The 24,955-nt window shown below is 70.3% G+C and carries 29 protein-coding genes and 1 tRNA gene; 20 read left to right on the top strand and 10 right to left on the bottom strand.

Going from position 1 to position 24,955, the window contains the following annotated elements; translation table 11 throughout:
- Nucleotides 1-11: 11 nt before the first annotated feature.
- From KOI35_RS39020 to KOI35_RS39010, 3 genes are read right to left on the bottom strand one after another with little or no spacing between them, the layout of a single operon-like run.
- Entirely contained in the window at nt 12-647 is a 636-nt protein-coding gene (locus KOI35_RS39020) for a dihydrofolate reductase family protein (protein ID WP_215794238.1), read from the bottom strand.
- Nucleotides 648-660: 13 nt separating this feature from the next.
- Entirely contained in the window at nt 661-1,773 is a 1,113-nt protein-coding gene (locus KOI35_RS39015; RefSeq protein WP_215794236.1) for a sensor histidine kinase, read from the bottom strand.
- Nucleotides 1,770-2,426: a response regulator transcription factor gene (locus KOI35_RS39010; RefSeq protein ID WP_215794233.1), complete on the bottom strand. Its 657-nt coding sequence runs from the start codon at nt 2,424-2,426 to the stop codon at nt 1,770-1,772. The genes KOI35_RS39015 and KOI35_RS39010 overlap by 4 nt, the downstream gene beginning before the upstream one ends.
- A gap of 220 nt (nt 2,427-2,646) precedes the next feature.
- Between KOI35_RS39010 and KOI35_RS39005 the strand changes: the two genes are divergently transcribed.
- The 5 genes from KOI35_RS39005 to KOI35_RS38985 all read left to right on the top strand — a co-directional run bounded on the left by KOI35_RS39005 (nt 2,647) and on the right by KOI35_RS38985 (nt 6,788).
- A complete protein-coding gene (locus KOI35_RS39005; protein WP_215794231.1) occupies nt 2,647-3,201 on the top strand; it encodes a hypothetical protein in 555 nt (184 codons plus the stop codon).
- On the top strand, nt 3,198-4,253 hold the full coding sequence (locus KOI35_RS39000; RefSeq protein WP_215794229.1) for an efflux RND transporter periplasmic adaptor subunit: 1,056 nt from the start codon (nt 3,198-3,200) through the stop codon (nt 4,251-4,253). Before KOI35_RS39005 ends, KOI35_RS39000 begins: the two co-directional genes overlap by 4 nt.
- Entirely contained in the window at nt 4,250-4,909 is a 660-nt protein-coding gene (locus tag KOI35_RS38995; protein WP_215794227.1) for an ABC transporter ATP-binding protein, read from the top strand. The genes KOI35_RS39000 and KOI35_RS38995 overlap by 4 nt, the downstream gene beginning before the upstream one ends.
- A gap of 1 nt (nt 4,910) precedes the next feature.
- Entirely contained in the window at nt 4,911-6,068 is a 1,158-nt protein-coding gene (locus KOI35_RS38990) for an ABC transporter permease (RefSeq protein ID WP_215794225.1), read from the top strand.
- 81 nt (nt 6,069-6,149) lie between these two features.
- Entirely contained in the window at nt 6,150-6,788 is a 639-nt protein-coding gene (locus KOI35_RS38985; protein WP_215794223.1) for a DUF998 domain-containing protein, read from the top strand.
- A gap of 82 nt (nt 6,789-6,870) precedes the next feature.
- Here KOI35_RS38985 and KOI35_RS38980 read toward each other — a convergent pair whose 3' ends face one another.
- Nucleotides 6,871-7,449 carry a TetR/AcrR family transcriptional regulator gene (locus tag KOI35_RS38980; protein WP_246614503.1) on the bottom strand — a complete coding sequence of 193 codons (579 nt, stop codon included), beginning with the start codon at nt 7,447-7,449 and terminating at the stop codon, nt 6,871-6,873.
- Nucleotides 7,450-7,498: 49 nt separating this feature from the next.
- On the opposite strand from KOI35_RS38980, the gene KOI35_RS38975 reads away from it, so the two are divergent.
- Complete coding sequence (locus tag KOI35_RS38975; RefSeq protein WP_215794220.1) at nt 7,499-8,449, top strand: zinc-binding dehydrogenase; 951 nt, start codon at nt 7,499-7,501, stop codon at nt 8,447-8,449.
- On the opposite strand, the gene KOI35_RS38970 is transcribed toward KOI35_RS38975, so the two are convergent.
- Together KOI35_RS38970 and KOI35_RS38965 are read right to left on the bottom strand one after the other, a co-directional pair.
- A complete protein-coding gene (locus tag KOI35_RS38970; protein ID WP_215794218.1) occupies nt 8,438-9,112 on the bottom strand; it encodes an alpha/beta fold hydrolase in 675 nt (224 codons plus the stop codon). The two genes, KOI35_RS38975 and KOI35_RS38970, sit on opposite strands and share 12 nt — an antisense overlap.
- The gene (locus KOI35_RS38965) at nt 9,109-9,576 is read right to left on the bottom strand and encodes a pyridoxamine 5'-phosphate oxidase family protein (RefSeq protein WP_215794216.1); all 468 of its coding nucleotides are present in this window, start codon (nt 9,574-9,576) and stop codon (nt 9,109-9,111) included. The genes KOI35_RS38970 and KOI35_RS38965 overlap by 4 nt, the downstream gene beginning before the upstream one ends.
- A gap of 53 nt (nt 9,577-9,629) precedes the next feature.
- On the opposite strand from KOI35_RS38965, the gene KOI35_RS38960 reads away from it, so the two are divergent.
- A complete protein-coding gene (locus KOI35_RS38960) occupies nt 9,630-10,250 on the top strand; it encodes a winged helix-turn-helix transcriptional regulator (RefSeq protein ID WP_215794214.1) in 621 nt (206 codons plus the stop codon).
- A gap of 126 nt (nt 10,251-10,376) precedes the next feature.
- Nucleotides 10,377-10,919, top strand: coding sequence for a hypothetical protein (locus KOI35_RS38955; protein WP_308121346.1), 543 nt, complete (start codon nt 10,377-10,379; stop codon nt 10,917-10,919).
- An 8-nt stretch (nt 10,920-10,927) separates the two neighbouring features.
- On the opposite strand, the gene KOI35_RS38950 is transcribed toward KOI35_RS38955, so the two are convergent.
- Nucleotides 10,928-11,659 (bottom strand): hypothetical protein, encoded by a 732-nt coding sequence (locus KOI35_RS38950; RefSeq protein WP_215794212.1) that lies wholly within the window; start codon nt 11,657-11,659, stop codon nt 10,928-10,930.
- Between the two features lie 162 nt (nt 11,660-11,821).
- Here KOI35_RS38950 and KOI35_RS38945 point away from each other — a divergent pair, with 162 nt between their 5' ends.
- Entirely contained in the window at nt 11,822-12,571 is a 750-nt protein-coding gene (locus tag KOI35_RS38945) for a HEAT repeat domain-containing protein (RefSeq protein ID WP_246614502.1), read from the top strand.
- Nucleotides 12,572-12,618: 47 nt separating this feature from the next.
- On the opposite strand, the gene KOI35_RS38940 is transcribed toward KOI35_RS38945, so the two are convergent.
- Entirely contained in the window at nt 12,619-13,245 is a 627-nt protein-coding gene (locus KOI35_RS38940; protein ID WP_215794208.1) for a single-stranded DNA-binding protein, read from the bottom strand.
- Between the two features lie 171 nt (nt 13,246-13,416).
- Between KOI35_RS38940 and KOI35_RS38935 the strand changes: the two genes are divergently transcribed.
- The 4 genes from KOI35_RS38935 (at nt 13,417) to KOI35_RS38920 (ending at nt 17,969) form a co-directional block, all read left to right on the top strand.
- Nucleotides 13,417-14,454, top strand: a complete 1,038-nt coding sequence (locus tag KOI35_RS38935) for an alpha/beta hydrolase (RefSeq protein WP_215794206.1) — start codon at nt 13,417-13,419, stop codon at nt 14,452-14,454.
- An 88-nt stretch (nt 14,455-14,542) separates the two neighbouring features.
- Nucleotides 14,543-16,828, top strand: coding sequence for a tetratricopeptide repeat protein (locus tag KOI35_RS38930; RefSeq protein WP_215794203.1), 2,286 nt, complete (start codon nt 14,543-14,545; stop codon nt 16,826-16,828).
- Between the two features lie 33 nt (nt 16,829-16,861).
- Nucleotides 16,862-16,934: transfer RNA gene (locus KOI35_RS38925), tRNA-Arg, on the top strand.
- Between the two features lie 195 nt (nt 16,935-17,129).
- A complete protein-coding gene (locus KOI35_RS38920) occupies nt 17,130-17,969 on the top strand; it encodes a phosphotransferase (protein ID WP_215794201.1) in 840 nt (279 codons plus the stop codon).
- Here KOI35_RS38920 and KOI35_RS38915 read toward each other — a convergent pair.
- Entirely contained in the window at nt 17,966-18,172 is a 207-nt protein-coding gene (locus KOI35_RS38915; protein ID WP_215794199.1) for a DUF4287 domain-containing protein, read from the bottom strand. The genes KOI35_RS38920 and KOI35_RS38915 overlap by 4 nt on opposite strands.
- Nucleotides 18,169-18,723, bottom strand: a complete 555-nt coding sequence (locus KOI35_RS38910) for a dihydrofolate reductase family protein (RefSeq protein WP_215794197.1) — start codon at nt 18,721-18,723, stop codon at nt 18,169-18,171. The genes KOI35_RS38915 and KOI35_RS38910 overlap by 4 nt, the downstream gene beginning before the upstream one ends.
- A gap of 90 nt (nt 18,724-18,813) precedes the next feature.
- Between KOI35_RS38910 and KOI35_RS38905 the strand changes: the two genes are divergently transcribed.
- From KOI35_RS38905 to KOI35_RS38875, 7 genes are read left to right on the top strand one after another with little or no spacing between them, the layout of a single operon-like run.
- Nucleotides 18,814-19,140: a YciI family protein gene (locus KOI35_RS38905; RefSeq protein ID WP_308121345.1), complete on the top strand. Its 327-nt coding sequence runs from the start codon at nt 18,814-18,816 to the stop codon at nt 19,138-19,140.
- Nucleotides 19,137-20,351: an RNA polymerase sigma factor gene (locus tag KOI35_RS38900; protein WP_215794194.1), complete on the top strand. Its 1,215-nt coding sequence runs from the start codon at nt 19,137-19,139 to the stop codon at nt 20,349-20,351. Before KOI35_RS38905 ends, KOI35_RS38900 begins: the two co-directional genes overlap by 4 nt.
- Before the next feature lie 46 nt (nt 20,352-20,397).
- Complete coding sequence (locus KOI35_RS38895) at nt 20,398-20,865, top strand: hypothetical protein (RefSeq protein WP_215794192.1); 468 nt, start codon at nt 20,398-20,400, stop codon at nt 20,863-20,865.
- Nucleotides 20,862-21,785, top strand: a complete 924-nt coding sequence (locus tag KOI35_RS38890) for a cobalamin biosynthesis protein (RefSeq protein ID WP_215794190.1) — start codon at nt 20,862-20,864, stop codon at nt 21,783-21,785. The genes KOI35_RS38895 and KOI35_RS38890 overlap by 4 nt, the downstream gene beginning before the upstream one ends.
- A complete protein-coding gene (locus KOI35_RS38885) occupies nt 21,782-23,323 on the top strand; it encodes a cobyric acid synthase (RefSeq protein WP_215794188.1) in 1,542 nt (513 codons plus the stop codon). The genes KOI35_RS38890 and KOI35_RS38885 overlap by 4 nt, the downstream gene beginning before the upstream one ends.
- Nucleotides 23,316-23,876, top strand: coding sequence for a uridine kinase family protein (locus KOI35_RS38880; protein ID WP_246614501.1), 561 nt, complete (start codon nt 23,316-23,318; stop codon nt 23,874-23,876). Before KOI35_RS38885 ends, KOI35_RS38880 begins: the two co-directional genes overlap by 8 nt.
- Nucleotides 23,873-24,934: a M48 family metallopeptidase gene (locus tag KOI35_RS38875; protein ID WP_215794183.1), complete on the top strand. Its 1,062-nt coding sequence runs from the start codon at nt 23,873-23,875 to the stop codon at nt 24,932-24,934. The genes KOI35_RS38880 and KOI35_RS38875 overlap by 4 nt, the downstream gene beginning before the upstream one ends.
- Nucleotides 24,935-24,955: the final 21 nt, after the last annotated feature.

The raw sequence follows: 24,955 nt of genomic DNA, 5'->3' as shown, positions 1-24,955 counted from the left end.
GGGCCGTCGGATCAAGGACGCGTGCGTACGTACCAGTAGTGGGCGGCCTCAGCGGAGGCGGCGAAACGGTCGAGTGAGTAGCCGGCCAGAACCTCGTCGTCGAGCAGGCGCTCGCCGCCGCGCAGCAGCAGCGGGACCACCGGGACGTGCATCTCGTCGACGAGCCCGGCCCGCAGATAGGCGCGGACCGTGGCGGCACCACCGTTGAGGCGTACGTCCCGGCCGTCGGCGGCTTCGAACGCCAGGGCCAGGGCGGCCTCGATGCCGTCGGTGACGAAGTGGAACGTGGTGCCACCCTTCATGGCGACCGGCTCACGCGGGTGGTGGGTCAGCACGAAGACGTCGTGGCGGTAGGGCGGCTCGTCGCCCCACCAGCCGGTCCACGAGTCGTCGGGCCAGGGGCCGCGGACCGGGCCGAACATGTTGCGGCCCATGATGCTCGCGCCGATGTTGTCGACGGCGGCCTCGAGCACGTCGTTGTCGAGGCCCACGCTGCCCTCGTCGTCACCGGAGCCGAAGCGGGTCTTCCAGAAGAAGTCGTGCAGCCGTTCGCCGTTGGCCCCCAGCGGATCCTGCCGGGTCTGGCCGGGGCCGGCCGCGTAGCCGTCGAGGGAGGTCGCGAGGTTGTGCACGCGCAGCTTCGCCATGCGCCACAGGATGTCACAGGGCGCGGGGCAGGGTGACCGTCACGATCAGGCCGCCCTCGTCGCGGGCGTCGGCCCGGGCGTCGCCGCCGTGGGCCCGGGCCACCGCCCGCACGATGGACAGGCCGAGGCCGGCGCCGGGGGAGTGCAGTCGCTCGGCGCCGTAACGGTGGAACGGCTCGAACAGGCCGGGCACGTCGTAGCGGGGGATCACCGGGCCCGAGTTGCTGACCTCGAGCACGACCCAGCCGTCGAGGCGGGTGCCGGTGCGGACCCGGACCCAGCCGTTCTCTCCGACGTTGTGCCGTACGCCGTTCTCGACCAGATTCTGCACCAGACGCTCGAGCAGCACCGGATTGCCGAGAACCGTGGCCTCCTCGGGTTCGGTCAGCACCTTGACGCTGTCCGAGACCGCGACGTGGTCGACGATGTCGGCCAGGTCGACATAGGACCGCTCGACCACCGGACGCTCGGACTGGGCCAGCAGCAACAGACCGTCGATCAGCCGGCCGTGGCGGTCGTTGATGGCGAGCAGGGTCGAACCCAGTTGCCGCACCTGCTCGGTCGCCGCCTCGTGGGCCAGGGCCACCTCGAGCAGCGTGCGGTTGAGGGTGAGCGGGGTACGCAACTCGTGCGAGGCGCTGGCGATGAACCGGCGCTGACTGTCGAAGGAGTGGTCGAGCCGGGCCAGCATGACGTCGAACGTGTCGGCCAGCTCCTTGATCTCGTCCGGAGGACCGGTCAGCGCGATCCGCTCGTGCAGGCCACGGTCGGCGTCGGGCGCCTCGGCGATGCGGCGGGCGGTCGCGGTGATCTGCTGCAACGGCTGGAGCATGCGGCCGGCGACCAGCCAGCCGAGCGCGATCGTGGCCGCGCCGACCAGGATCAGCACGACCGCGCCCTGGGAGAGCAGGGTGCTCATGGTCTCGTCGCGGCTCGACTCGATGAACTGCTGCGTCTGGACGGTTCCGCCCCCGGGCCCGGGGCCGGCCACGACGTCGGAGCGGGCCAGCACCATCGGCAGCCGCTGCGACACCAGCACCGCGGTGGCGCCGAGCAGCACGAGGCCGGCCAGCACGAACAGGCCGCCGTAGACGAGGGTGAGCCGGCCCCGCACGGTGAGTCTCATGGGATCCGATACCCCACTCCCGGTTCGGTGAGCACGACCGGCGGATCGCCGAGCTTCCGCCGCAATTTCAGGATCGTCATCCGTACTGCGTGGGTGAACGGATCGGCATTTTCGTCCCACGCCTTCTCGAGCAGGGTCTCGGCCGACACCGCCGTGCCGTCCGCTCGCAGCAGCTCGGCCAGCACGGCGAACTCCTTACGGGACAACGGGACGTAGCGACCGTCGCGGTACACCTCGCGCCGGTGCGGGTCGAGGCTGATGCCCGCGCGGCGCAGCACCGGCGGCGCGGCCGGACGGGATCGGCGGCCCAGCGCGGCCACCCGGGCGCTCAGCTCGCGGAAGGCGAACGGCTTGGGCAGGTAGTCGTCGGCGCCCAGCGACAGCCCGGTCACCCGGTCGTCGACGCCGGCCGCGGCGGTCAGCATCAGCACCCGGGTGTCGGCCTCGCGTTCGACCAGCGCCCGGCACACGTCGTCGCCGTGCACGCTGGGCAGGTCACGGTCGAGCACCACGACGTCGTAGTCGTTGACGCCGACCCGTTCCAGGGCGGCGGCGCCGTCGTAGACCACGTCGACCGCGTGTGCCTCGTGCCGCAAACCTTGCGCCACCGTGTCGGCGAGCAGCGGCTCGTCCTCGACCACCAGGATCCGCATCCACCCATCCTGCCGCGCAACGGCGTCACCTGGGCGTCACGTTTTCCCGCGACAGCGAAACCGCGCCGCGGCGTCATCTGAGCGTCACGTTTTCCCGCGCCAGCGAAACCGCGCCGCGGCGTCACCTGAGCGTCACGTTTTTTCGTGACGGCCGGGAAACCGGTTGCGCACAAGACTCCGGACCCGGGGCGACCGCCGTGGCCGCCCGAGGGAGGCGGAGATGCGTACGGGAAAGATCGTCGTAGTGGCCTTGTTTCTGGCCCTGGCGTCGGGATGCGGGGGCGACCCGGCCGACCCGGGAGTGGCGACCGCGCAGAGCGGATCGACGGCGGCGCCGAGCGCGTCCGCCACCACGCGTGACGAGGACGCGCCACTCAAATACGCGCAGTGCATGCGGGCCCATGGCATGACGTGGTTCCCCGATCCGGATCCGAGCGGACGGCAGACCATCCGGTCACCGAAGGGGATGGACCCGGACAAGTTCCAGGCCGCGCAGGAGGCGTGCCAGGAGTTCGCGCCGGACATGACCAACGGCGATCGGGCCGACCCGGCGATGCTCGAGGCGGCCCGCAAGATGGCCAAGTGCATGCGCGAGAACGGGGTGCCCGACTTCCCCGATCCGCAGCCCGACGGCTCGATCCGGATCGACCGCGGCAAGGACGGGAAAGGCCCGGCCGGTCCGGGTGACCCGACGTTTGACAAGGCCGACGAGAAGTGCCGGCAGTTCCTTCCGGACGGGCCGGGCCAGGCCGGGACCCAGGCGGGGACGGCATGACGCGCCGGCGGACGACGGCCGTGGTCGCCGGAGTGCTGACCGCCGGGGCGGTCGCGGCGGCGGTGGCCGTGATCAACCTGCCCCCGGCCGAGAGCGGCGACAACACGACGCGCAGCGGGCCGGCCGAGACGGCCGAGATCACCAAGGAGACGCTGGTCGATCACGAGTCGCATGACGGCACGCTCGGTCACGGCGACACCAGCACGGTCACCGCGCGTGGTTCCGGCACGGTCACCTGGCTGCCCGCCGGCGGTGCGGTCATCACCCGCGGTAAGCCGCTCTATCGACTCGACAACAAACCCGTTTCCCTCCTGTACGGGTCCTTGCCCGCCTACCGAACGCTGCGTCCCGGGGTCGAGGGGGCGGATGTCCGCCAGTTCGAGCAGAACCTGCGGGCGCTCGGCTACACCGGGTTTACTGTGGACGACGAGTTCACGTCGGCCACCGCCTCGGCCGTGAAGCAGTGGCAGGACGACCTCGGACGACGGCAGACCGGGCGGATCGAGAGCGGGCAGATCGCGTACGCGAAAGGAAAGGTCCGCGTCGACTCGCTGAGCGCTGAGCTCGGCGCGGTCGTGCAACCCGGCGCCGACCTGTTCCGGACGACCGGCACGACGCTGGTGGCCACGGTCGACCTCGACGTCGACGACCAGCGACTGGCCCGCAAGGGGGCGACGGTCGACGTGACCCTGCCCGACGGCAGTACGGGGAAGGGCCGGATCACGGCGGTCGAGACGGTCGTCACCCCTGGTCAGGGCGAGGAGGACGACACCACGTCGCTGGAGGTGACCATCGCCTTCACCAGGACGCCGACCGGCCTGGACGAGGCGGCGGTGACCGTCGACTTCGTCGCCTCGCAGCGCGAAGGGGTGCTGACCGTGCCGGTGTCCGCGCTGCTGGCGCTGGCCGAGGGTGGGTACGGACTGGAGGTCGTCGAGGCCGGCGGCAGCACCCGGATCGTCGGGGTGAAGACCGGACTGTTCGCCGACAGCCGGGTCGAGGTGTCGGGCGGCGGCATCACGGCGGGCCAGAAGGTGGGGATGCCGTCGTGAACGCCGTCATCGAACTGGCCGGGGTCACGAAGGCCTACCCGGGCGGGGTCACGGCTGTGCGGTCGGTCGACCTGACCGTCGCGTACGGGGAACTGGTGGCGATTGTCGGTCCTTCCGGCTCGGGCAAGTCGACCATGCTGCATCTGATCGGCACGCTCGACCGGCCCACCCAGGGGACGGTGCGGATCGACGGGCACGACGTGGCGACCCTGACCGATCGGCAGCTGTCGGGGCTGCGCGCGACCCGGATCGGCTTCGTGTTCCAGCAGTTCCATCTCGCACCGGGCCGGACCGCCCTCGCCAATGTGGCGGACGGGCTGCTTTATTCCGGCGTACGCCGTAAGGAGCGCGAGTGGCGAGCCGAAGCGGCCCTGGTGCGGGTCGGACTCGGTGATCGGCTCGACCACCGTCCGCATCAGCTCTCCGGCGGCGAGCGGCAGCGGGTGGCCATCGCGCGGGCGGTCGCCGGTGATCCGGCCGTGCTGCTGGCCGATGAGCCGACCGGCAATCTCGACTCGGTCTCCGGGGCCGGGGTGGTCGAGCTGCTGCTGTCGCTGCATTCCTCGGGGACGACTGTCCTGATCATCACCCACGACCGCGAGATCGCCGCCGCCCTGCCCCGGCAGGTGCCCATGCACGACGGGCGGGTGGTCTGACATGAACCGCCTGGGTTTCCGCGATCTGGTGAATCTGGCGGCGTACGGCCTCCATGCGCGGCCGATGCGCGCGGTGCTTTCGGCCCTGGGCATCGCGATCGGCATCGCCGCCATGACCGCCGTTGTCGGCATCTCGTCGTCGAGCCGGGCCGACCTCGACCGCGAACTGGCCGCGCTCGGCACCAACCTGCTGACCGTGACGCCCGGGCAGACGATGTTCGGGAAGGAGGCGACGCTGCCCGACACGTCGGTGCCGATGATCAAACGGATCGGGCCGGTGCAGTCGGCCACGGCCACCGGTCTGGTGCCTTCTACCAGCGTCTACCGCACCGACCGCATCCCGGCGGGCGAAACCGGTGGGCTCGCGTTGCTGGCGGCCCGGTCCGACCTGCTCGGTACGGTCGGCGGCACGCTCGCGCGGGGCACGTGGCTCGTCCCGAAATATCCGACGGTCGTACTCGGGGCGACCGCGGCCCGCCGCCTCGGGAACGTGCCGTCGGTCTACATCGCCGGACGCTGGTGGACCGTCAGCGGGGTGCTCGCGCCGGTGCCCCTCGCGCCCGAGCTCGACCAGTCGGTGCTGGTCGGCTGGGACGCGGCCACCTCGTACCTCGGCTTCGACGGCCACCCGACGACCGTCTACACGCGATCGGCGGATGCCTTCGTCGAGGCCGTACGGGGAGTGCTGGCTCGCACGGCCAACCCTTCGAGCCCCGATGAGGTGAAGGTGTCCAAGCCCTCGGACGCGCTGGCCGCCCGGCAGGCCACGAACGCCGCGTTCACCGCCCTGCTGCTCGGGCTGGGCGCGGTGGCCCTGCTGGTCGGCGGGATCGGGGTGGCCAACACGATGGTCATCTCGGTGCTGGAACGACGGGCCGAGATCGGGTTGCGCCGGTCCCTGGGAGCCACCCGGGGGCAGATCCGGATCCAGTTCGTCGCCGAGTCGCTGTTGTTGTCGCTGCTCGGTGGGGCGGCGGGGGTGTTGCTGGGCTATCTGGTCACCGGGTTGTACGCGGTTACCCAGAAGTGGCCGACCGTGGTGCCGTTGTGGGCGCTCGCCGGTGGGGTCGGGGCGACTCTGGTCATCGGGGGTGTGGCGGGTCTTTATCCGGCCGTACGGGCGGCGCGGCTCGCCCCTACCGAGGCGCTGGCGGCGTGATCGGGGCTCTCGGGCCCGCCGCGGCCGCTCTGGTGGCGTGATTTCGGGTTTCTTTCGGGGCTCGCTGGCAGGCTTGGCGGGATGGTGATTGTTCTGGCCGGCCTGGGTGTCGTGTGCGTCCTCGCGGCGCTGACCTTCTACGGCCTGCTGCACCTCGTGTCGCCTTCGGCCGAGCTCGACTGGGCGCGCCGGACCATCAGCCAGTACGCGTTGGTCGAGAACGGCTGGTGGTTCGACGCGGCGACGCTGCTGCTGGCCGCGGGGTCGGTCGCGGTGCTGCTGGCGGCGCGGCGGGCCGGGGTCGTGCGGGGCGGTGCGGCGGCGGCGCTGCTGCTGTGGGCGGTGGGTCTGGTCGGTGTGGTGTGGTTCGAGAAGCACAACTGGGCGGCCGGGCCGTCGATGAGCGGCGACATTCACCGGGTGGCCAGCGTGGTCGCGTTCCTCAGCCTGCCGGTCGCGGCTCTGCTGGCGGCTCGCCGTTCCTCCTCGCCGGCCGGACGGCTGGTCGCGCTGGGCGGCGTGGTGTCGCTGCTCTGCCTGACCCCGATCCTGTGGGCTCTGGTGTCCGAGCCGTGGACCGGGGTGCGGTGGTGGCGGGCCATTCCGCTGGGCGGGGTCGAGCGGCTGCTGGGCCTGGTCGAGGTGGTGACCCTGCTGCTCATCGCGTGGTGGGCGGTGAGCAGCAGGGCCCGCGTTCCCGTTACGTCCCGGCGGGGATGAAGAATCGCCACTGCCGTGCCTCGTCGGTGGGCAGATCTTCGTTCGGAGGGAAGAGGGACACCGCTCGTCTTTCCCGGCGCTTCTAGCCGGTCGGTCTGGCGCGGAACGCGTCGATGGTCAGCTCGGCGAATCGTCTCGCGGCCTTGACCCGGGTGGCCGGCCGGGCCGACTGCAGGCCGCGCCCGGCCATCAGCACGAGGACCAGGTCGTCGATCACGAAGTCGGCGCGGAGGTCGCCGGCCTCTTTGGCGCGGCGGCACAGGCCGTCGAGGGAGCGCAGCATGCCCTGGCGGTGCTCGGCGAAGTCGGCCGCGTCGGGGTGGGACGACATGAAGGCGTCGACGAAGCCCTGGTTCTGCGCGTTGAGCTCGGTGATGCCGGTGATCACGGCGCACAGCCCGCGCCACGGATCCGGGTCGGCGCACCCGTCCCGCACGATCGCGCTGCAGGCCCGCAGCTCGTCGGTGAACGCCGCGTCGACCAGCGCCTGCTTGGTCGGGAAGCGGCGGTAGAGCGTGGCCGGCCCGACCTCGGCCCGGCGGGCGATCTCGCGCATCGGCACCTCGAGGCCGCGCTCCGAGAACAGGACGCGGGCCGCCTCGAGCACCCGATCGCGATTGTCTCTCGCGTCGGAACGCAACTGGGGCAGTGGAGCGGTCATGATGTCTCACTTTAGCCAAGTGGACGGGGGCGTCCGTTACGTTCGGGCCATGAAAGCGGTGCATATCGAGAAGTTCGGCGACCCCAGCGGCCTGGTGGTGATCGACGCGCCCCGGCCGTCCGCGGCGCCCGGCCAGCTGCTGATCGCGGTGGAGACGATCGGAGTCGGCGGGGTCGACGCGGTGATCCGCCGCGGGACCCTGGGCAGTTACGGCTTCCGCGAGGGTCTGATCCCCGGCAGCGAGGTGGCCGGGCGGGTCGAGGCGGTGGGCGACGGGGTCGACGCGTCCTGGGTCGGGCGCAGCGTGTGGGCGTTCACCGGTGTCGGCGGCGCCTATGCCACGCACGCGGTTGCCCGGCTCGAAGACATCACCGCGCTGCCGGAGGGGCTATCGCCGGTCGATGCGGTGACGCTCGGCAGCTCGGGGCCGGTGGCGCACTTCGCGCTGGCCCACGCCCGGCTGGCCGAGGGCGAGTCGCTGTTGATCCGGGGAGCGGCCGGCAGCATCGGCATCATGGCGGTCCAGCTCGCTGCCCTCGCACCGCGGACGATTGCCGTCACCACGTCGTCGCCCGAACGCGGTTCGCGCCTCCAGTCGCTGGGCGCCACCACCGTGCTCGACCGTTCCGGCGGCGACGCCTCGCTCGAGTTCGACGTCGTGCTCGACATCGTGGGCGGGCCGGGGCTGCCGTCCTTTCTGGACCGACTCGCCGGCAACGGCCGCCTGGTGTCGGCCGGCGTGGTCGGGGGCTTCCCGCCCGACGATTTTGGGATGGCACTCTTCCGCGCCTATCAGCGGTCCCGCTCGTTCGCCACGTTCAGCCTGGACTCTGTGCCTGTGGGTGCGCGAAACGGCGTACGGGAAACGCAGCTTGAATCTGCGGCCCGCGGCGAGCTGAAGGCTGTGGTGCATGACGTGCTGCCGCTGGCCGACGCCGCCGAGGCGCACCGTCGAATGGACGCCGGCGAGGTCTTCGGGCGCATCGTGCTAACTGTCTGAGATCGCGGCGGCCAACTCCTGCGGGTAGCTCAACGCGACCAGATGACCGCCGGTGATGACGGTCGGTTCGATCTTCAGGCGATCGGCCAGGACACGGCGCTGGAAGTCGGGCGGGAACAGGCGATCACCGCGGCTGACGACGGCCCGGGTCGGCACGTCGGGCCAGGCGTCGAGCGGCCACGGATCGCCGAACGGCTTGTCGGCCTGGTCCGGCTCGGCCGCCATCGCCGCCGCCGTCACCTCGGCCGGTACGTCGTGGAAGAAGCCCTCGAGCAGGTCGAACTCGGCGTTCGGATCGCGTCCGGCGGCGGCCTCGGCATCGCGACGGGCGGCCGGCTGGCCGGTGTTGTCCCACCAGTCGCCGGCCGTCTCGCCGGGGGCCGGGACCATGGCGTTGACCAGCACGATCTCGTCGACCGGCAACCGTCCTACGGTCAGTGGGGCCGAGAAGCCGGCCATCGACTGGGCGACGAGCGTGACCGGACCTCGACCGGTGGCGGCGGTGACGATCGTTTCCGCGTACGCGGAAAGCCCGGCCGTTTCGTCACCGGTGGGCAGTTCCACGGCGATGACCTCGTGACCGCGGCGCTCCAGTTCGGGTACGACGCGGTGCCAGTACCAGGCCTGTCCGCCGGCTCCGGGAACGAGAACGTAGGTGGTCACTGTGCACCCGCCCCGGGGAGACGGGTCTGGAAGTCGAGCACACCGACCCAGTCCGGTCGCAGGGCGATCCGGGCCATGCGAACGCCCGGACGGTCGAGGCCGGCCACGTTGGCTGCACCCTGTTCGGGTCCGTAGTAGCGGTGGTGGGCGGCGGCGTACTCGGGAACCAGCCCTTCGGCATCGGTGACGGTCACCCGGCCGCGCAGCAGCAGCACCTCGGGCGGCGGCCCCGGCCGGTCGATCGTGACGGCCACGGCCGGGTTCGCGCGCAGCGCTCCGATCTTGGCGGCGCCCTGGAACGTGGCCATGACCAGCTCGTCGCCGGTCCAGGTGAAGAGCATCGGCAGGACACGCGGGGTGCCGTCGGGGGCGTTGTAGGCCAGGCGGGCCAGCTCGGTCGAAGCGAGCAGATCGGTGGCGGTCGAGTGGTCGAGCAGCGCGGTCGATCCTTGCGGCAATGTCATGGTTCTAATTTCGCACTAGCCGGTGCGATAAAGCAACCCCTAGGATCGGGACCATGCCGCGAACGTATGACGACCCTTGCGGGCTGGCCCGCGCCCTCAACGTGGTGGGGGAACGGTGGGCGTTGCTGATCGTGCGGGAGTTGCTGCTCGGGCCGAAAAGGTTCACCGACCTGCGGCGCGGCCTGCCCGGCGCCAGCCAGAGCATGCTCACGTCCCGGCTGGCCGAGCTCGAACAGGCCGGGGTGCTGCGGCGGCGCCGACTCGGCCCGCCGGTCGCCTCGCAGGTCTACGAGCTGACGGCGCGCGGCCAGGATCTTTCGCCGGCCCTGGTGGCGCTGTCGGCGTGGGGCAGCCGCGAGCCGACGGCTTCCTCCGAGGAACTGAGCGTTGATGCGCTGGCACTGGCCATGCGGACGACCTTCGTGGGTGCCTCGACCGAGATCCGGGCACAGCTCAATGTGGACGCCGACCATCTGCAGGTGGTGGTGGCGGGTCCCGAGCTGACCATCACCCGCGGCGAAATGCCCGATCCTGACGTCACCATCACCACCACGGCGACGACCTGGCGGTCCGTGATCTTCGGCGGGTGGCCGCTGGACCCGGCTTCGGTCACCGGTGATCGCGACGCGGCCGCTCACCTGGTCACCTTGTTCCCGCGGCCCTCCAGGGTTTGACCTGGTCGGGTCTTCCTGGCCACCGCGATGTGTCATCGGCATGGTGCTGAGCCTGATCTCCGGCTGACGCGCCTCGCTTCGGCAATATGGCTGGCGGGCCGGGCCGTCGGCAGGTCATGGTGAGTCGTGATCACGATTCAGCGGGTGCGCGTGCGGTGGAGTGCGGCGTCCCGTGGTGCGCTGCAGGCGAATGCCCGGCGCGGCCTGGACAGCCCGGTAGACCTGCCCGCCCTGCTGCCGGGATCCGAGGTCGCGGTTCATGACGTGCTCGCTGACGAAGCCACCGGCTATGCCCGGCACGAGGAGGTGTCGTACGGCGGCGTCGAGCGAGGTCGGGATGTCGGTCTGTGGTTCATGAGCGAAGGGTCGACTCTGAAGGTGGATCGGCTACCGGGTCGGGCGGCCTACCCGGCGGACAGCGGGCCGGCTCGCCTGTTCACGCTCGAGCCCGGTGAGGTGGGCCGATATCGAGCCAACTTCCGCCTCCGATTCGCGGCGTGCTGCTGCGATCCGAGTTGGTACTACGAGACCTGGTCGGTGCACGTCAGCAACGGCCGGGTCGAGGCCGACCGGTTCGTCCGGGGCGAGCCGGACCACGACGTCGACAAGCGCGTACACCTTTACGGCGGATCGATCCGGTCAGGAGGCCGTATCCGCCGCCTCGGATAAGCGTCGGGTCAGCCGGCCGCGAGCCATCGGCGGCGACGTAGCGAAGTCTCGGTGGATACAAGCACAGGATCAGACACATCTACGGCGTCCCGGATTCGCGCCAGCGATGACCGGTTGGACAGGCCGGCCTTCTTGAAGGAAATGCGTATCTCCCATTCCGAGGCATCCAAATTTTCGCCGGCGACAGTCAGTTGGATGCGAAACGCCCCCTCGCCCAGATAATCGCGCCCGTCATAGCGCTGGGGCCAACTGGCCAGACCCATGCCAAGATCTGGCCAAGGAGTGACCAGATTCCTCTTTGCCGCTCGCTTCTTCTCAACATGAGCGACGTCAATTCGACGCTGCATCCCAGCCGGAAGATCCAGCTCTCCCGTCCTGACCTCCGACCAGGAGAGTTCACGCAGGGCAAGTGTGTTGTCCGGCAGCACGGACCCGCCTTCGGCCTCCACCTTGGAGACGATCACACGAACTTTCCTGGCCGTCTCTCGCCCCGGCCGGTTGGTAGCTCGCAGCCTTATCCAGACGCTGGCCCAGGGGGAGCTGTCGTAAACGGCGATGTCCGCCGACGTCCGATCGAATTCGAGAGTCACTATCGGTCGTATTTTGGCCCGTTGCCATCCGGGAAGGAAAAGTGCCACCACCACCGCCGCGACAGTGCCGACAGCGCCTGCCGCTTGACCAATTGCGCTGATCCAGTCGGCCAGGTTCGCGCTTGTGTCGAGCGCTACCACGTCCACCATGAACGGATGGTAGCCGAGTAATGCGACGGAGATAAAGGCCTGGTTTTTCGAAACGATTAGTGCTGGCCTCGCTAATCAGGCGCAGCTCACTCACCGCCTCAGCGTCATCGTCCGGGCACCGTTGATGTCGCGTGAGACATGTCTGAATCTTGCTGTAGGTGGTTGGCCAAATGGGACAGACTGGACCTCGCGTCGGACGAGATCGCGCGGCTCATCGGGCTGCTGGACCACGAGTCGACGGAGATCGCCGAGGATGCCAAGGGCGAGCTGATGTCGATCGGCGGCGAGGTTGTGCTGCCCTTGACGGTCGCTGTGCGGTCGCTGGACTACTTCGGCCAGTTGTCCGCGATCGAGGTGTTCGAGCATTTCGGCGATCTCGCCGCTGGGCCCAGCCTGATCGGTCTGCTCGACAGCGAGGCCGCGACCGTGCGCGAATGGGCGGCCGGTGCTGTTGCCCAGCTGGGTGTGCCGGAGGCGGTGCCGGCTCTGCGAGCGGCATACCGGCGCCAGCGGGCCGGCGGGGACGAACTCGACTTCACGGAAGCCGTTGCCCTCCGTCGGGCCTTGACGGTGCTCGGCGCTCGACAAGACGTGTTGCCGCCCTTGGCGGCCTCCCTGCTGGTGCCGGCCGGCAGCTGGGATTTCGCCTGGTCGGCGGCGCACCTGACGGAAGTCGTCAATGACCTGGCTGACCATGATCAAGCGGTGCTGTATTTCCAGTTGTGGACGGCTGCCGATGGGAGCTTTTACTGGCAGAACCACGAGAGGCTCGACCAGACCCTGGACGTCGGCCTGCCCTGGCCCCATGTCGTCGAGGCTGCTCGGGAGGCGGCGTTGATCGAGGCGGCGTTCGTCGTTCCGCGCGGCGATCTGCTCGCGACGATCGAGTGGGTCGATCACGCGGACCTCTGAGCGTGAGTGGGTGCCCGGCCGGTGTGAGGCCGGCCGGGCACTGCCGGTCAGGCTGCGACCGGCTCCTTGCGGGTGCGCCGGCGCCGGGTCGGGGTGGCGGATTCCTCCTCGGTCAGGCGCTCGACCTCGAGGGCGATCTCCTCGTCGGACTGCTCGGTCGGGACGGCCGCTTCCACCTCGGCGAAGTCGGGCGCGTCCTCTGTGGGCACGCCGTCGCCAAAGCTGACCGGGGCCTCCTCGGCCGGGACGGGCAGGAGCGGCTCGCCGCCGAGGACGCGGTCGTCGGCGGCGTCGTCGATCGCGGTGATCGGGGTGTTGCGGGCGAAGCGGGACCGGCCGCGGGCGAGGTCGTGGCCGATCGAGTACGCCTCCATCTCGTACGAGATGCGGTTGTTGCCCTGGTCGTCCTTCCAGTCGCGGGTGAAGAGGCGGCCGTAGACGATCACGGGGTCGCCGACGGCGATGGACGAGATGACGCCCTCGGCCAGGCGCCGCCATGCGCTCACGCGGACGCGCAGGCTGTTGCCGTCGATCCAGCTGTTGTTCTCGCGGTCGAAGCGGCGCGCGGTGGACGCGATCCGGAAGTTGGCGACGAACGAGCCGGAGCTCTCCAGACGCCGCCATTCGGGGGCGGCCAGCACGTTACCCACGACGACGAGGGTGGTGTCGAACACTTGTGACCTCCAGGTGGAGTTGCGGTGAGGCCGGAAGCATCGCGGGTTCCGGCGAGCGGCAGGCCGGCGCCGGGCGGAGGCTGTGGACAGCGGGACGATTGTGGAAAACGTCGCTCCGGGCGCGGGATCTGATAGGGCGCGCCGGTGCGTACCGGCCGGTAGCCTGGGCACGTGGAGATCGACGTCCTGGGACCGCCCTATGAGCGGCACACCATCGACCTGGGTAGTGACGACGAGGGCGCGGTGGTGGCCACGCTGGTACGGCGGCGGGCCGCCACGCCCTCCCGGCGGGCGGTGCTGTACGTCCACGGGTTCGTCGACTACTTCTTCCAGACCCACCTGGCCGACTTCTTCGTCGAGCGGGGCTGGGATTTCTACGCGCTCGACCTGCGCAAGTACGGGCGCAGCCTGCTCCCGCACCAGACGCCGAACTTCGCGCGCAGCCTGACCGACTACTTCCCCGAACTGGACGAGTCGGCGCGCATCATCCGCGAGCAGGACGGCCACGATCAGCTGCTGGTCGCCGGTCATTCCACCGGCGGGCTGATCACGTCGTTGTGGGCGCACGCGCGCCAGGGGCAGGGCCTGGTCGACGGGCTGTTCCTGAACAGCCCGTTCTTCGACTTCAACGTGCCCTGGCTGGTGAAACGCCCGCTGATGGCGGCCACCATCGCGGCCACCCGCCGGACGCCGTACCGCATCGTCCCGATGGCCTCGCTCGGCCTGTACGGGCAGAGCCTGCACACCGACCACCACGGCGAATGGACCTATGACCTGGCCTGGAAACCGGTGCTCGGGTTCCCGGTCACGACCGGCTGGCTCGAGGCGATCCGCCGTGGTCAGCAGCGGTTGCGGGCCGGGCTGGGCATCGACGTCCCGGTGATGGTCGCGTGTTCCACCCGTACGTTCAAGGGCCGCGCCTGGCACGAGGATCTGCGCGTCACCGATTCGGTGCTCGACGTCGAACACATCGTGCGGTGGGCGCCGCGCCTCGGACCCCGGGTGACGATCGCGCGGTTCGACGGCGGGATGCACGACCTGATGCTTTCCGGCAAAGAGGTACGCGTCGAGGTGTTCCGTGAGCTGGCCCGATGGGTGGACGCGTTCGTGCCGCCGGTGGGCACGCCCGAGGTTGACGTGCCACCAGCACCCGAGGACAACGTGGCTCTAGAGGATCCAGTGGTGGAAAGCGGCGAAAAGCGCGAATAGCGTCGGCATCTCTTCGGCCTATCAGGTGCGGCCCGCGGGCTGAGAAATCCCGAACGATCCCGAACATCGATTGCTATCGTTCGCGCTGATGGACGAGCCACGTGATCCGCATTTGCCCGATCCGACCGGTTGCCGGAGCCTCGACGAACTGGCCGCCGCCCTGCGCGCCCTCAAGTCGTGGGCCGGCGATCCGTCGTACGACACGATCACGAGGCGGGTCAACGCCGCGAACACGGCGGCGGGCCGGGGCACCGTGGTCGACTGTTTCCGCGACGGTCGCCGCCGGATCAACGCCGAACTGGTGATCGCGGTGGTGGCGTCCCTCCACGACGACGAGGCCTACCTCGCCCGCTGGCGGCAGGCCATCCGGATCACGTTGGCCGAGCGACAAGCAGCGGCTACCGTACGGGTTTTGGCCGGTCTACCCAGCGACGCGTCCTCGTTCGTCGGCCGCGAACCCCAGCTCGCCTCGCTCGAACGGGCGGCCGGCGTCTGCGTGATCACCGGGATGGCCGGAGTCGGGAAGACGCAGCTTGCGGTTCGGGCGGGGCACCGGCGTACGCGGGAAACGACTTTGTTTGTTGATCTCCGGGGTTTCCATCCGGACGAGAGCCAGCCGCCGGCCGAACCCGGGGCGGTGCTGGACGGATTCCTCCGCGCGCTCGGCGTCCCGGCCCGGCAGATCCCGCACGATCTGAGTGCGCGGTCCGAGCTGTTCCGCGAGCAGGTGGCCGGTCGGCAGGCGGTCGTGGTGCTGGACAACGCGGTCGACGAGGAACAGGTGCGCCCGCTGCTGACGCCGGACGCGCTGACGCTGGTCACCTCGCGCAGCGACCTGGGCGGGCTCGACCACGCGACCCGCATCGACCTCGACGTGTTCTCGGCCGAGGAGGCGTCGGCGCTGCTGGCCGACGCGGCCGGAACCGACACCGACTCGGCGGCGGTCGAACGGGTCGCCGAGCGCTGCGGCTACCTGCCGCTGGCGCTGACCGTGGTCGCCGGGCAGATGGCGGCGACACCCGGATGGTCGGTGGCCGATCATGCCGACCGGCTCGACGAGCGGCACCGCAACCATCGCCTCGACGACGGCGTGCAACTGGCCCTGCACCTCTCCGACCAGCGGCTGCCCGAAAGCCGCCGGATCCTGCTGCGGCGGCTGGCCGGGCACCCCGGGCAAGACCTGGACGCGTACGCGGCGGCCGCCCTGCTCGACGCCGAACTCGACGAGACCGAGGAACACCTGCGCCGGCTGGCCGCCGAGCACCTGATCCAGCAGCCGGTGCCGGGCCGGTTCGTGCTGCACGACCTGGTGCGGCAGTATGCGGCCGAACGAGCCGCCGACGAGGAACGACCGGCCGACCGCCGGGCCGCTCTGACCAGGCTTTTCGACCATTACCTGTACGCATCCGGGGCCGCGATGGATGCCCTGCACCCGGCCGAGAAGCACCGTCGTCCACTGCTCGAGGATCACGGCGTACGGAGACCTGATCTTTCTGATGCCAAGACGGCCCTGCACTGGTTGGACACCGAACGCGCGACGTTGGTGGCGATCTGCCTGTACGCGGCGCGGCACGGCTGGGAATCACATGCGGTGCGCCTGGCCGCGACGCTCTACACGTTCCTCGACAACGGCGGCTACCCGGCCGACGCGATCGCCGTGCACAGCGAGGCCCGGCACGCGGCGGCGCGGGTCGGCGACTTCGCGGGCGAGGCGAACGCGCTGGTCAACCTGGCCGTGGTGCACTGGCAACTGGGCCGGCTGCCCGAGGCGCTGGGGCTGCTCGACGAAGGCCTGGCCCTGTTCCGCCGGCTCGGCGACAACCGCGGACAGGCCCGCACGCTGGGCAACCTGGGCGTGGTCTACAACGGGCTGGGCGACCAGGAGGCGTCGGCGGCGCACCACGCGCAGGCGCTGGACCAGTTCGTCGAGATCGGCGACCGGGTCGGCGAGGCCAACACGCTGACCAACCTGGGCGACGTCTACCTGCGGCTGGGCCGGCCGTCCGACGCGGCTTCGCAGCACCGGCGGGCGCTGGCGCTCTTCCGCGACCTGAACCACCGCGGCGGGGAGGCGACGGCCTTGACCAACCTCGGCGACGCGGACACCGGGCTGGGCCTGTTCGCCGAGGCGCTGGAGTCGTACGACCAGGCCATCGCCATCTTCGGTGACCTGGGCGAACGCTACGGGCAGACGTGCGCCCTGAACGGCCGGGGTGCGGCCCTGGCCGGGGCCGGGCGGGTGGCCGAGGCGCGAACGACCTTCGAGTTGGCGCTGGACACGGCCCGCGCGATCGACGACCCGTCGGAGCAGGCCCGAGCCCGTACGGGGCTGGCCGCACTGCCTGTTGGCCCGCCGCCAGCGGGGGCACCGTAGGGTGCGGTCGGCACGATAAGCTGTGGACCCCATGCGCTCGTAGCTCAGCGGATAGAGCAACGGACTTCTAATCCGTCGGTCGCAGGTTCGAATCCTGCCGGGCGCGCTGTATCTTCCTGGGGCCCGAGCCCCAGACCCCACGCCGTGGGGGCGAGCCCCCCGGATCCCCCATCGTCGTGCCGCCGGCCGATTCGTGGGCGGCACTCCAGTTTTAGACGCGACCAGGCAGCTGAGTCGCGGACGGTGATGTCTGGCCGGGAAGTCCGCGAAGGCGAGTCAGCTCTTTGACTACCGTGGTTTCGTGAGCCAGGGCTCCCGTTCCGACGAGCTGCCGGCCGAAGTCCTAGTCGATGTGGCCGGCGTGGTCGGGGCTGAGGTCACTCTGCTCGGTGGCCTTGCCGGAGGCGCGAATGGGGGAGCGTGGCGCGTCCGGTTGGGTGGCGGGGCCGACGCGGTGCTCAAAGCAGCGCACTCCGCCCACCTGGACGAGATGTTGCGGGCCCAGAGAGTGGTCGAGCACATGCGCGGCCGCGGTTATCCCACCCCGGCCTGGCTCGGCGTTGGGGCCACCGCCACTCATGCTTGGCATCTGATGGAGTTTGTCGACGCGGCTCCCGTGGCCGAGCTGACTCCGGCCATCGTCGAGCAACTGATGGCGATTGTTGAGCTTCAGGCCGGCCAGGCCACCGAACCCCATGACCACTCGTCGTACGCCTGGCGCGTTGTCACCGGTCAGGAAGCCGTGGTCGCGGGGTACTCCGTCGAGGTGACGGCCCTGGTCGAGCGTCTGCGGAACTTGTGTGCCGACGTCCCGCTGCCGGTGGGGGCGCCGGACATGGTTCATGCCGATCTGAACCCGAGCAACGTCCTGGTTCGGGACGGCGTCGTGGTGGCCGTCGTGGATGTCGGGAACGCCGGCTGCGGCACGCGGGCTACCGATCTCACCACCCTGCATTGGCACACCTTCGACGGCCGGCTGCGGCGGAGAATCCTCGACCTGGTCGGCGGGGAGGGGGCCGCGGTTCTCGCCGCGACCCAGATCCTCCTGCAGCTGGAGTGGTCCGTTCGTCTTCGCCGACACGAAGTCGTGGCCGAGGTGGTGCGGCGTGGACGGCGCGTCCTCGACGAACTGACCGGCTAGGTTGCCACGCTGGCCACCACCGCGTTGGCGTGGCCGTGGCCCATGCCGTGTTCTGTCTTGAGCCAGGCCACCACCTGCATGTGCTTCGCTGACGGGTTCTCGGTCCGATAGGCGCGGACCAACTGCTGCCAATGGGTGATCGGCTGGCCGTACTTCTTTTCGATGGACGGGAAGTAGGCGCTTCCCTTGACTTCGTCGCTCATCGAGTTCCTCCGGCAAAGGTGTATACGAGGTGGATCACGCCGGTGCTCATCGGCGTGCAGGTCTTCAGGGTGAAGTCGGCGCCGGGGCCGGAAGCCGGGAACAGGCGCTCGCCCGTGCCGACGGTGAGCGGGTGCAGGATCAGGCTCAGCTCGTCGACCAGGCCGGCCGCCAGCAGGGTTCGGGCCAGCTGGGTGCTGCCGACGACCGAGATCGAGCCGCCGGGCTGGTTCTTGAGGTCGCGTACGCCGGTGATCACGTCGCCCGTCAACGGGGTCGCGCCGGCCCAGGTCACCGTCTCGGGGGTCGACGTCACGACTACCCGGGCGGTCTTGTTCATGGCCGCGGCCACCGGGTCTTCGGCGGGGGCGTGTTCGAAGGCGCCGGCGAACGTGTCGTAGGTGGTGCGGCCCAGCAGCAGCGTGTCGACGTCGCTGTCGGCGGGGTACATGGCCGCCATCATCTCGTCGTTGACGTACTGCATGTGCCATTTGTCGGGGGCCTCGACGACGCCGTCGAGGGAGATGAACTCGCCGACCGTGATCTTTCGCATGACGGGTCTCCTGGTGAGTGTCGGAGGTGCTTTCACCTGGGACAGCGAACGGGCCTGGGGAGAATCGACAAGATCGGCGAGAATGTTCGGGTGAGATTTCTGATGACGCTCAACGGGGGCGTGGCCGCGGCCGACGAGCAGCTCTACGCCGAGATGGGGAAGTTCGTCGAGGAGCTCACCAGCGCCGGCGTGCTGCTGGCCACGGGCGGGCTGGCGATGCAGGGGACCCACGCGTCGGCGTCGGGTGGGCGGGTGACGTTCACCGACGGGCCGTACGCGGAGGCCAAGGAGACGATCGTCAGCTTCGCACTGCTCGAGGTGCGGTCCAAAGAGGAGGCGATCGAGCTCAGCCGCCGCTTCTGGGAGCTGGTGGGCGACGGCGAGGGCGACATCCGCCAGGTTTTCGGACCGGAATGACGGTCCAGGCCACTGTCGACGCGCTCTGGCGGCTGGAGTCGGCGCGCATCGTCGCGGTGCTGTCCCGGCTGGTCCGCGACGTCGGGCTGGCCGAGGAACTGGCTCAGGACGCGGTAGTCGCGGCGCTGACCGAGTGGCCGGTCAAAGGTGTGCCGGTCAACCCGGGAGGCTGGCTGATGACCACCGCGCGGCACCGGGCGATCGACCGGCTGCGGCGCGACGACCGGCTCGCCGCCAACATCGCCGAGCTCGGGCGTGCGGTTGAGCACCACCAAGAAGAACAAGAAGAACAGGACGACGTCCTCCGGCTGATCTTCATTGCCTGTCACCCGGTGCTGCCGGCGGAGGCGCGGGTCGCCCTGACGCTCAAGGTCGTCGGCGGGCTGACGACCGAGGAGATCGCGCGGGCTTTCGTCGTCCCGGTGCCGACGGTGGCTCAGCGCATCGTGCGCGCCAAGCGGACCCTCGCCGACAAGCACATCCCGTTCGAGCTGCCGCCGGCCGAGGAGCTCGCCGGACGGCTGGCGTCCGTGCTCGAGGTCGTCTACCTGATCTTCAACGAGGGTTATACGGCGACCGCGGGTGACGAGTGGTTGCGGCCCGAGCTCACGTACGAGGCTCTGCGCCTGGGCCGGATGCTGGCCGAGCTGGCCCCGGACGAGCCGGAGGTGCACGGGCTCGCCGCGCTGATGGAGCTCCAGTCGTCGCGGAACGCCGCCCGCCTGACTCCGGAGGGTGACCCGGTTCCGCTGCTGGAACAGAACCGTGGACGCTGGGACCGGCTGTTGATCCGCCGCGGCTACACGGCACTTTTGCGCGCGCAGCACCTGAAGAAGCCGGCCGGCCCGTACGTGCTGCAGGCGGCCATCGCGGCCTGTCACGCCCGCGCCTTCCGGCCCGAGGATACCGACTGGCCGGCCATCGCCGCGCTCTACGCGTCACTGCATCGGCTGACATCTTCGCCGGTCGTGCAGCTCAACCGGGAGGTCGCCGTGGCGATGGCCGAAGGCCCCGAAACGGCGCTCGAGATGGTCGACGAGATCGCCGGCGATCCGGCTCTGCGGGGCTACCACCTGCTGCCCAGCGTCCGCGGTGACCTGCTGGCCCGGCTCGGCCGGGTGGACGAGGCGCGGGCCGAATTCGAACGGGCGGCCGCGCTGACCGGGAACCGCCGTGAGCGCGACGCGCTGTTGAGCCGGACCGAAATCTGAGCCGCCCGGTTGGGCGACGGTAGGGGCGGCCCGGCAGACTGGGCGTGTGCTGTTGAAGGAGATCCGCGCGATCGCGGGCGAGACCCTGGTGCTCGCTCCGCACGACCAGGACACCGAGACCGCCAACACCAGCTGGTTCGGCGCTCCGCCGCACGAGCGTATGGGCCTGTCGGCCGACGAGGTGGTGAACGCCTTCGAGGAGACGATCGAGCTGCTGCGTACGCAGGTCGTGGCCTTGTCGCACACCGGGCCGGCGACTTTCTACGTGTGGCACGACCTGCAGGCGGGGCAGCTGCGTTGCTCGACCGCCTCGTGCGGGCGGGACGAACTGCCGTTCACCGAGAAATACCGGGCGACCGACGATCTGCACGCGATCGTCATCGAGTTCCTGGAGGACCGGGCGCCGGGCGCGATCGTCTGGGGCGAGTTCGACCCGGTGCCGATTCCGGATGGTCCGGAATCGCCGGAGGCGCCGGAAATCTCGGTCTGGGTGTGCGACCTGAGGAGCGTATGAAAGCCGACGCCGCGGGTCTGCTGGCCGGCTACGCGCTCGACGCGATGCTCGGAGATCCGCGCCGGTTTCACCCGGTGGCCGGTTTCGGGACGGCGGCCGCCGCCCTCGAGAAGCGGCTCTACGCCGACAGCCGCGCGGCCGGCGCGGCGTTCACCGCGATCGCGGTCGGTGTGCCGGCCCTGGCCGGTGTGGCCGCGGCCGTCGCGACCCGGAAGCAGCCGCTGGTGCGGGCGGCCCTGGTCGCCGGGGTCACCTGGACCGTGCTGGGCGGGCGCACCCTCCGGCGGGAATCGCGGATCATGGCCCGGCACCTGCGCGACGAGGATCTCGGTGCGGCCCGGGGCCGCCTCAATCACCTGTGCGGGCGTGACCCGTCGGGCCTGGACGAGCCGGAACTCGCCCGGGCCACGGTCGAGTCGGTCGCCGAGAACACGTCCGACGCCGTCGTCGCGCCGCTCGTCTGGGGCGGCCTGCTCGGGTTGCCGGGGCTGCTGGCCTATCGGGCCGCCAACACCCTGGACGCGATGGTCGGGCACCGTTCGCCGCGGTACGCCCGCTTCGGCACGGCCTCGGCCCGGCTCGACGACGCGCTCAACCTGCTGCCCTCGCGGCTGACCGGGCTGCTCACGATCGCCGCCGCCCCGATCGTGGGTGGGACGCCGGCCGAGACGCTGCGGGTCTGGCGCCGCGATCGCAACGACCACCCATCCCCGAACGCCGGGCAGTGCGAGTCGGCCATGGCCGGGGCCCTCGGCGTACGGCTGGGTGGGCGAAATGTCTATTTCGGACGAAGTGAGACCCGGCCGTTCCTCGGTGACGGACCCCGCCCGACGGCGGTGCACCTGCGTAAGGCCGCCCGCATCTCCGGCGCTGTCGGGCTCGCCGCGGCCGCGATAGCCGCCGCGGTAAGAGCACGATGACCGGCGGCCTGCTGGTCGCCGGCACGACGAGCGACGCCGGCAAGAGCATCCTCACCGCGGGCATCTGCCGCTGGCTGCATCGCCGGGGTGTCAAGGTCGCGCCGTTCAAGGCCCAGAACATGAGCAACAACTCGGTCGTCGTGGTCGGGCCGGACGGCCGCGGCGGTGAGATCGGCCGGGCCCAGGCGATGCAGGCGGCCGCCTGTGGGATCGCCCCCGACCTGCGGTTCAACCCCGTGCTACTCAAGCCCGGGAGCGACCGGTCGAGCCAGGTCGTCCTGCTCGGCGAGGCGATCGACACGGTCACCGCGGGCAACTACCGCTCGATGAAACCCCGGCTGGCCGAGACCGCGTACGCCGCCCTGGCCGATCTTCGTGCCGAGTACGACGCGGTGATCTGCGAGGGCGCGGGCAGCCCGGCCGAGATCAATCTGCGCGCCGGCGACTTCGTCAACATGGGTCTGGCCCGGCACGCCGGCTTCCCGGCGATCGTGGTCGGCGACATCGACCGCGGCGGTGTCTTCGCGGCGCTGTTCGGCACGGTCGCCCTGCTCGCGCGGGAGGACCAGGAGCTGATCGCCGGCTACGTGATCAACAAGTTCCGGGGCAGCCCCGAGATCCTCCGGCCCGGCCTCGACATGATCACCGCGTCCACCGGCCGTCCGGTCCTCGGCGTCCTCCCGTACGACGAGGGCGTGTGGGTCGACGGCGAGGACTCACTGGCCTTCGGATCGACGGTCGGTCGCGAACAGGGCCCAGTCGGCACCGAGTGGCTCCGCGTCGCCGTGATCAAGCTGCCCCGGATCTCCAACGCCACCGATGCCGAGGCGCTCGCGGCCGAGCCGGGCGTGCGCGTACGTCTGACCCGCGACCCGGCCGACCTGCTCGAAGCCGATCTGGTGGTGATCCCCGGTTCCAAGGCGACCGTCACCGATCTCGAGTGGCTGCGCGCGACCGGGCTGGCCGGCGCGATCCACCAGCACGCCGCCGCCGGGAAGCCGCTGCTCGGCATCTGCGGCGGTTTCCAGATGCTGGCCGAGCGCATCCACGACGAGGTCGAGAGCCGCCGCGGAACCGTGCCGGGGCTGGGTCTTCTGCCCGTCGAGATCGCGTTCGAGCCGGTCAAGACCCTCGCGCGCGCGACCGGCGAGGGCCTCGGCGCACCCGTCACCGGCTACGAGATCCACCACGGGGTCGTCTCCCCGGCCAAGGTCAAGGTCAACCCCTTCCTCCGGTACGCCGATGGCCGCGCCGAAGGAGCCGTCGTGCGCAACGTGTTCGGGACTCACTGGCACGGTGCCTTCGAGTCGGACGAGTTCCGTCGTCGATTCCTGACCGGGGCCGCTCGATCGGCGGGCCGGCCCGGGTTCGTCGTGGCCCCGGCGACGAGCTTTTCCGCCGTACGGGAAACCGCTCTTGATCTTTTGGGTGACCTGGTCGAGGAGCATCTGGACGTCGATGCGCTGTGGCGGTTGATCGAGACCGGCCCGACGCCGGGGCTGCCGTTCCTGCCACCCGGGGCGCCCGATGATGTCTGAGCTGGTCGAGTTGATCATGAGTCGACCGCCCCGGCTGGGCCGGACGCGCCTGGTCGCCGTGGACGGGCCGAGCGGTGCGGGCAAGACGCGTTTCGCCGAACGGCTGGCCGGTGAGCTGGGCAGTCCGGTCGTGCACACCGACGACCTTCTCGACGGATGGGACGACCAGTTCACCTTCTGGAAACGGCTCGAAGCGAACGTACTCGGTCCGCTGCGACGTGGTCAGACGGCGACCTTCGAGCGTTATGACTGGGAAAAGGGCGATTTCGCAGGTACGCCGATCGTGGTCCCGCCGGCCGAGGTCGTACTGCTGGAGGGGGTGAGTGCGGCTCGACGCGAAGTTCGTCCCGAACTGTCAGCGGCGGTGTTCGTCGACGCTCCGCCCGAACTTCGCTGGGAGCGCGCGATTGTCCGCGACGGGGACGACAGTGTTGCGTATCGGAAGTACCTTGAGCGCTGGCGGGCAGCCGAGGACCGGCACTTCGCCGTGGACGAGACGGCCGCGTACGCGGATCTGATCGTCGACGGCGCGACGAAAGGGCAGGCACCATGACCGACGAGGCAAACCAGCCGGTACGCAGGCGCGTCACCCTGACCGGGATCAGCTCGCGGGCCTGGGAACACCCGGCCGACCGTGGCGCGCTGACCGCCCTGCGCGAGCTGCGCGGCTTCGACGACGTGGTCAAGGCGTTCTTCGGCATGTGGAACGAGCGCGGTTTCCGCCTCCAGTTCCTGGCCGGCGCGATCCGGGTCGACCACCGGCAATATCCCCGGGTCTACCAGCGCTTCACCGAGGCCGCGACCACCCTCGACGTGGTCGAGCTGCCCGAGCTCTACGTCTCGCAAGACCCGATCATCAACGGCTCGGCGATCGGCCTCGACAAGCCGTTCATCGTGATCACGACCGGCGCCGTCGAGAGGCTCGACGATGACGAGCTGCGTGCGATGCTGGGCCACGAGATCGGCCACGTCCGCAGCGGCCACGCCGTCTACAAGACGATCATGATGATCCTCACCCGGTGGGCGGCCAACCTGAGCTGGCTGCCGGTCGGCGCCATCGCGCTGCGGGCGATCATCGCGGCGATGTTCGAGTGGTGGCGCAAGGCCGAGCTGTCGGCCGACCGGGCCGGGCTGCTGGCCGGTCAGGATCCGGCCGCCTCGACCCGCCTGCTGATGAAGCTGGCCGGCGGCGGCGACCTGTCGCAGATCGACACCGCGGCCTTCCTCGAGCAGGCGGCCGAGTACGAGAGCGGCGGCGACCTGCGCGACAGCATCCAGAAGATCGGCATGACCGCCTGGAGCACCCACCCGGTGCCGGTGGCCCGGGCCTCCGAGCTGCGCAAGTGGGTCGACTCGGGGGCCTACGCCGAGATCCTCGGCGGCGACTACCCGCGCCGCGACTCCGACGGCGACGCCTCGGTCAGCGAAGACGTCAAGGCGGCGGCCAACTCCTACCGCGAGACCTTCAGCAATTCGCAGGATCCGCTCGTCGGGCTTTTGCGCAAACTGGGCGACGGTGCCGCCGACCTGGCCGGATCCGCTGCTCGCGGGGCCCGGGGCTGGATGAACGACGCCTCCCGCCGAGGTCGCCAGGACGACGACCAAGGCTGAACGACCCTTAGGATCGATCTC

The sequence above is a fragment of the Paractinoplanes bogorensis genome, from assembly GCF_018829635.1.
GTDB classification, from domain to species: Bacteria; Actinomycetota; Actinomycetes; order Mycobacteriales; family Micromonosporaceae; genus Actinoplanes; species Actinoplanes bogorensis.
Note: the sequence above shows the minus strand (reverse complement) of the source record. Positions and strands in the feature narration are given on the sequence as shown.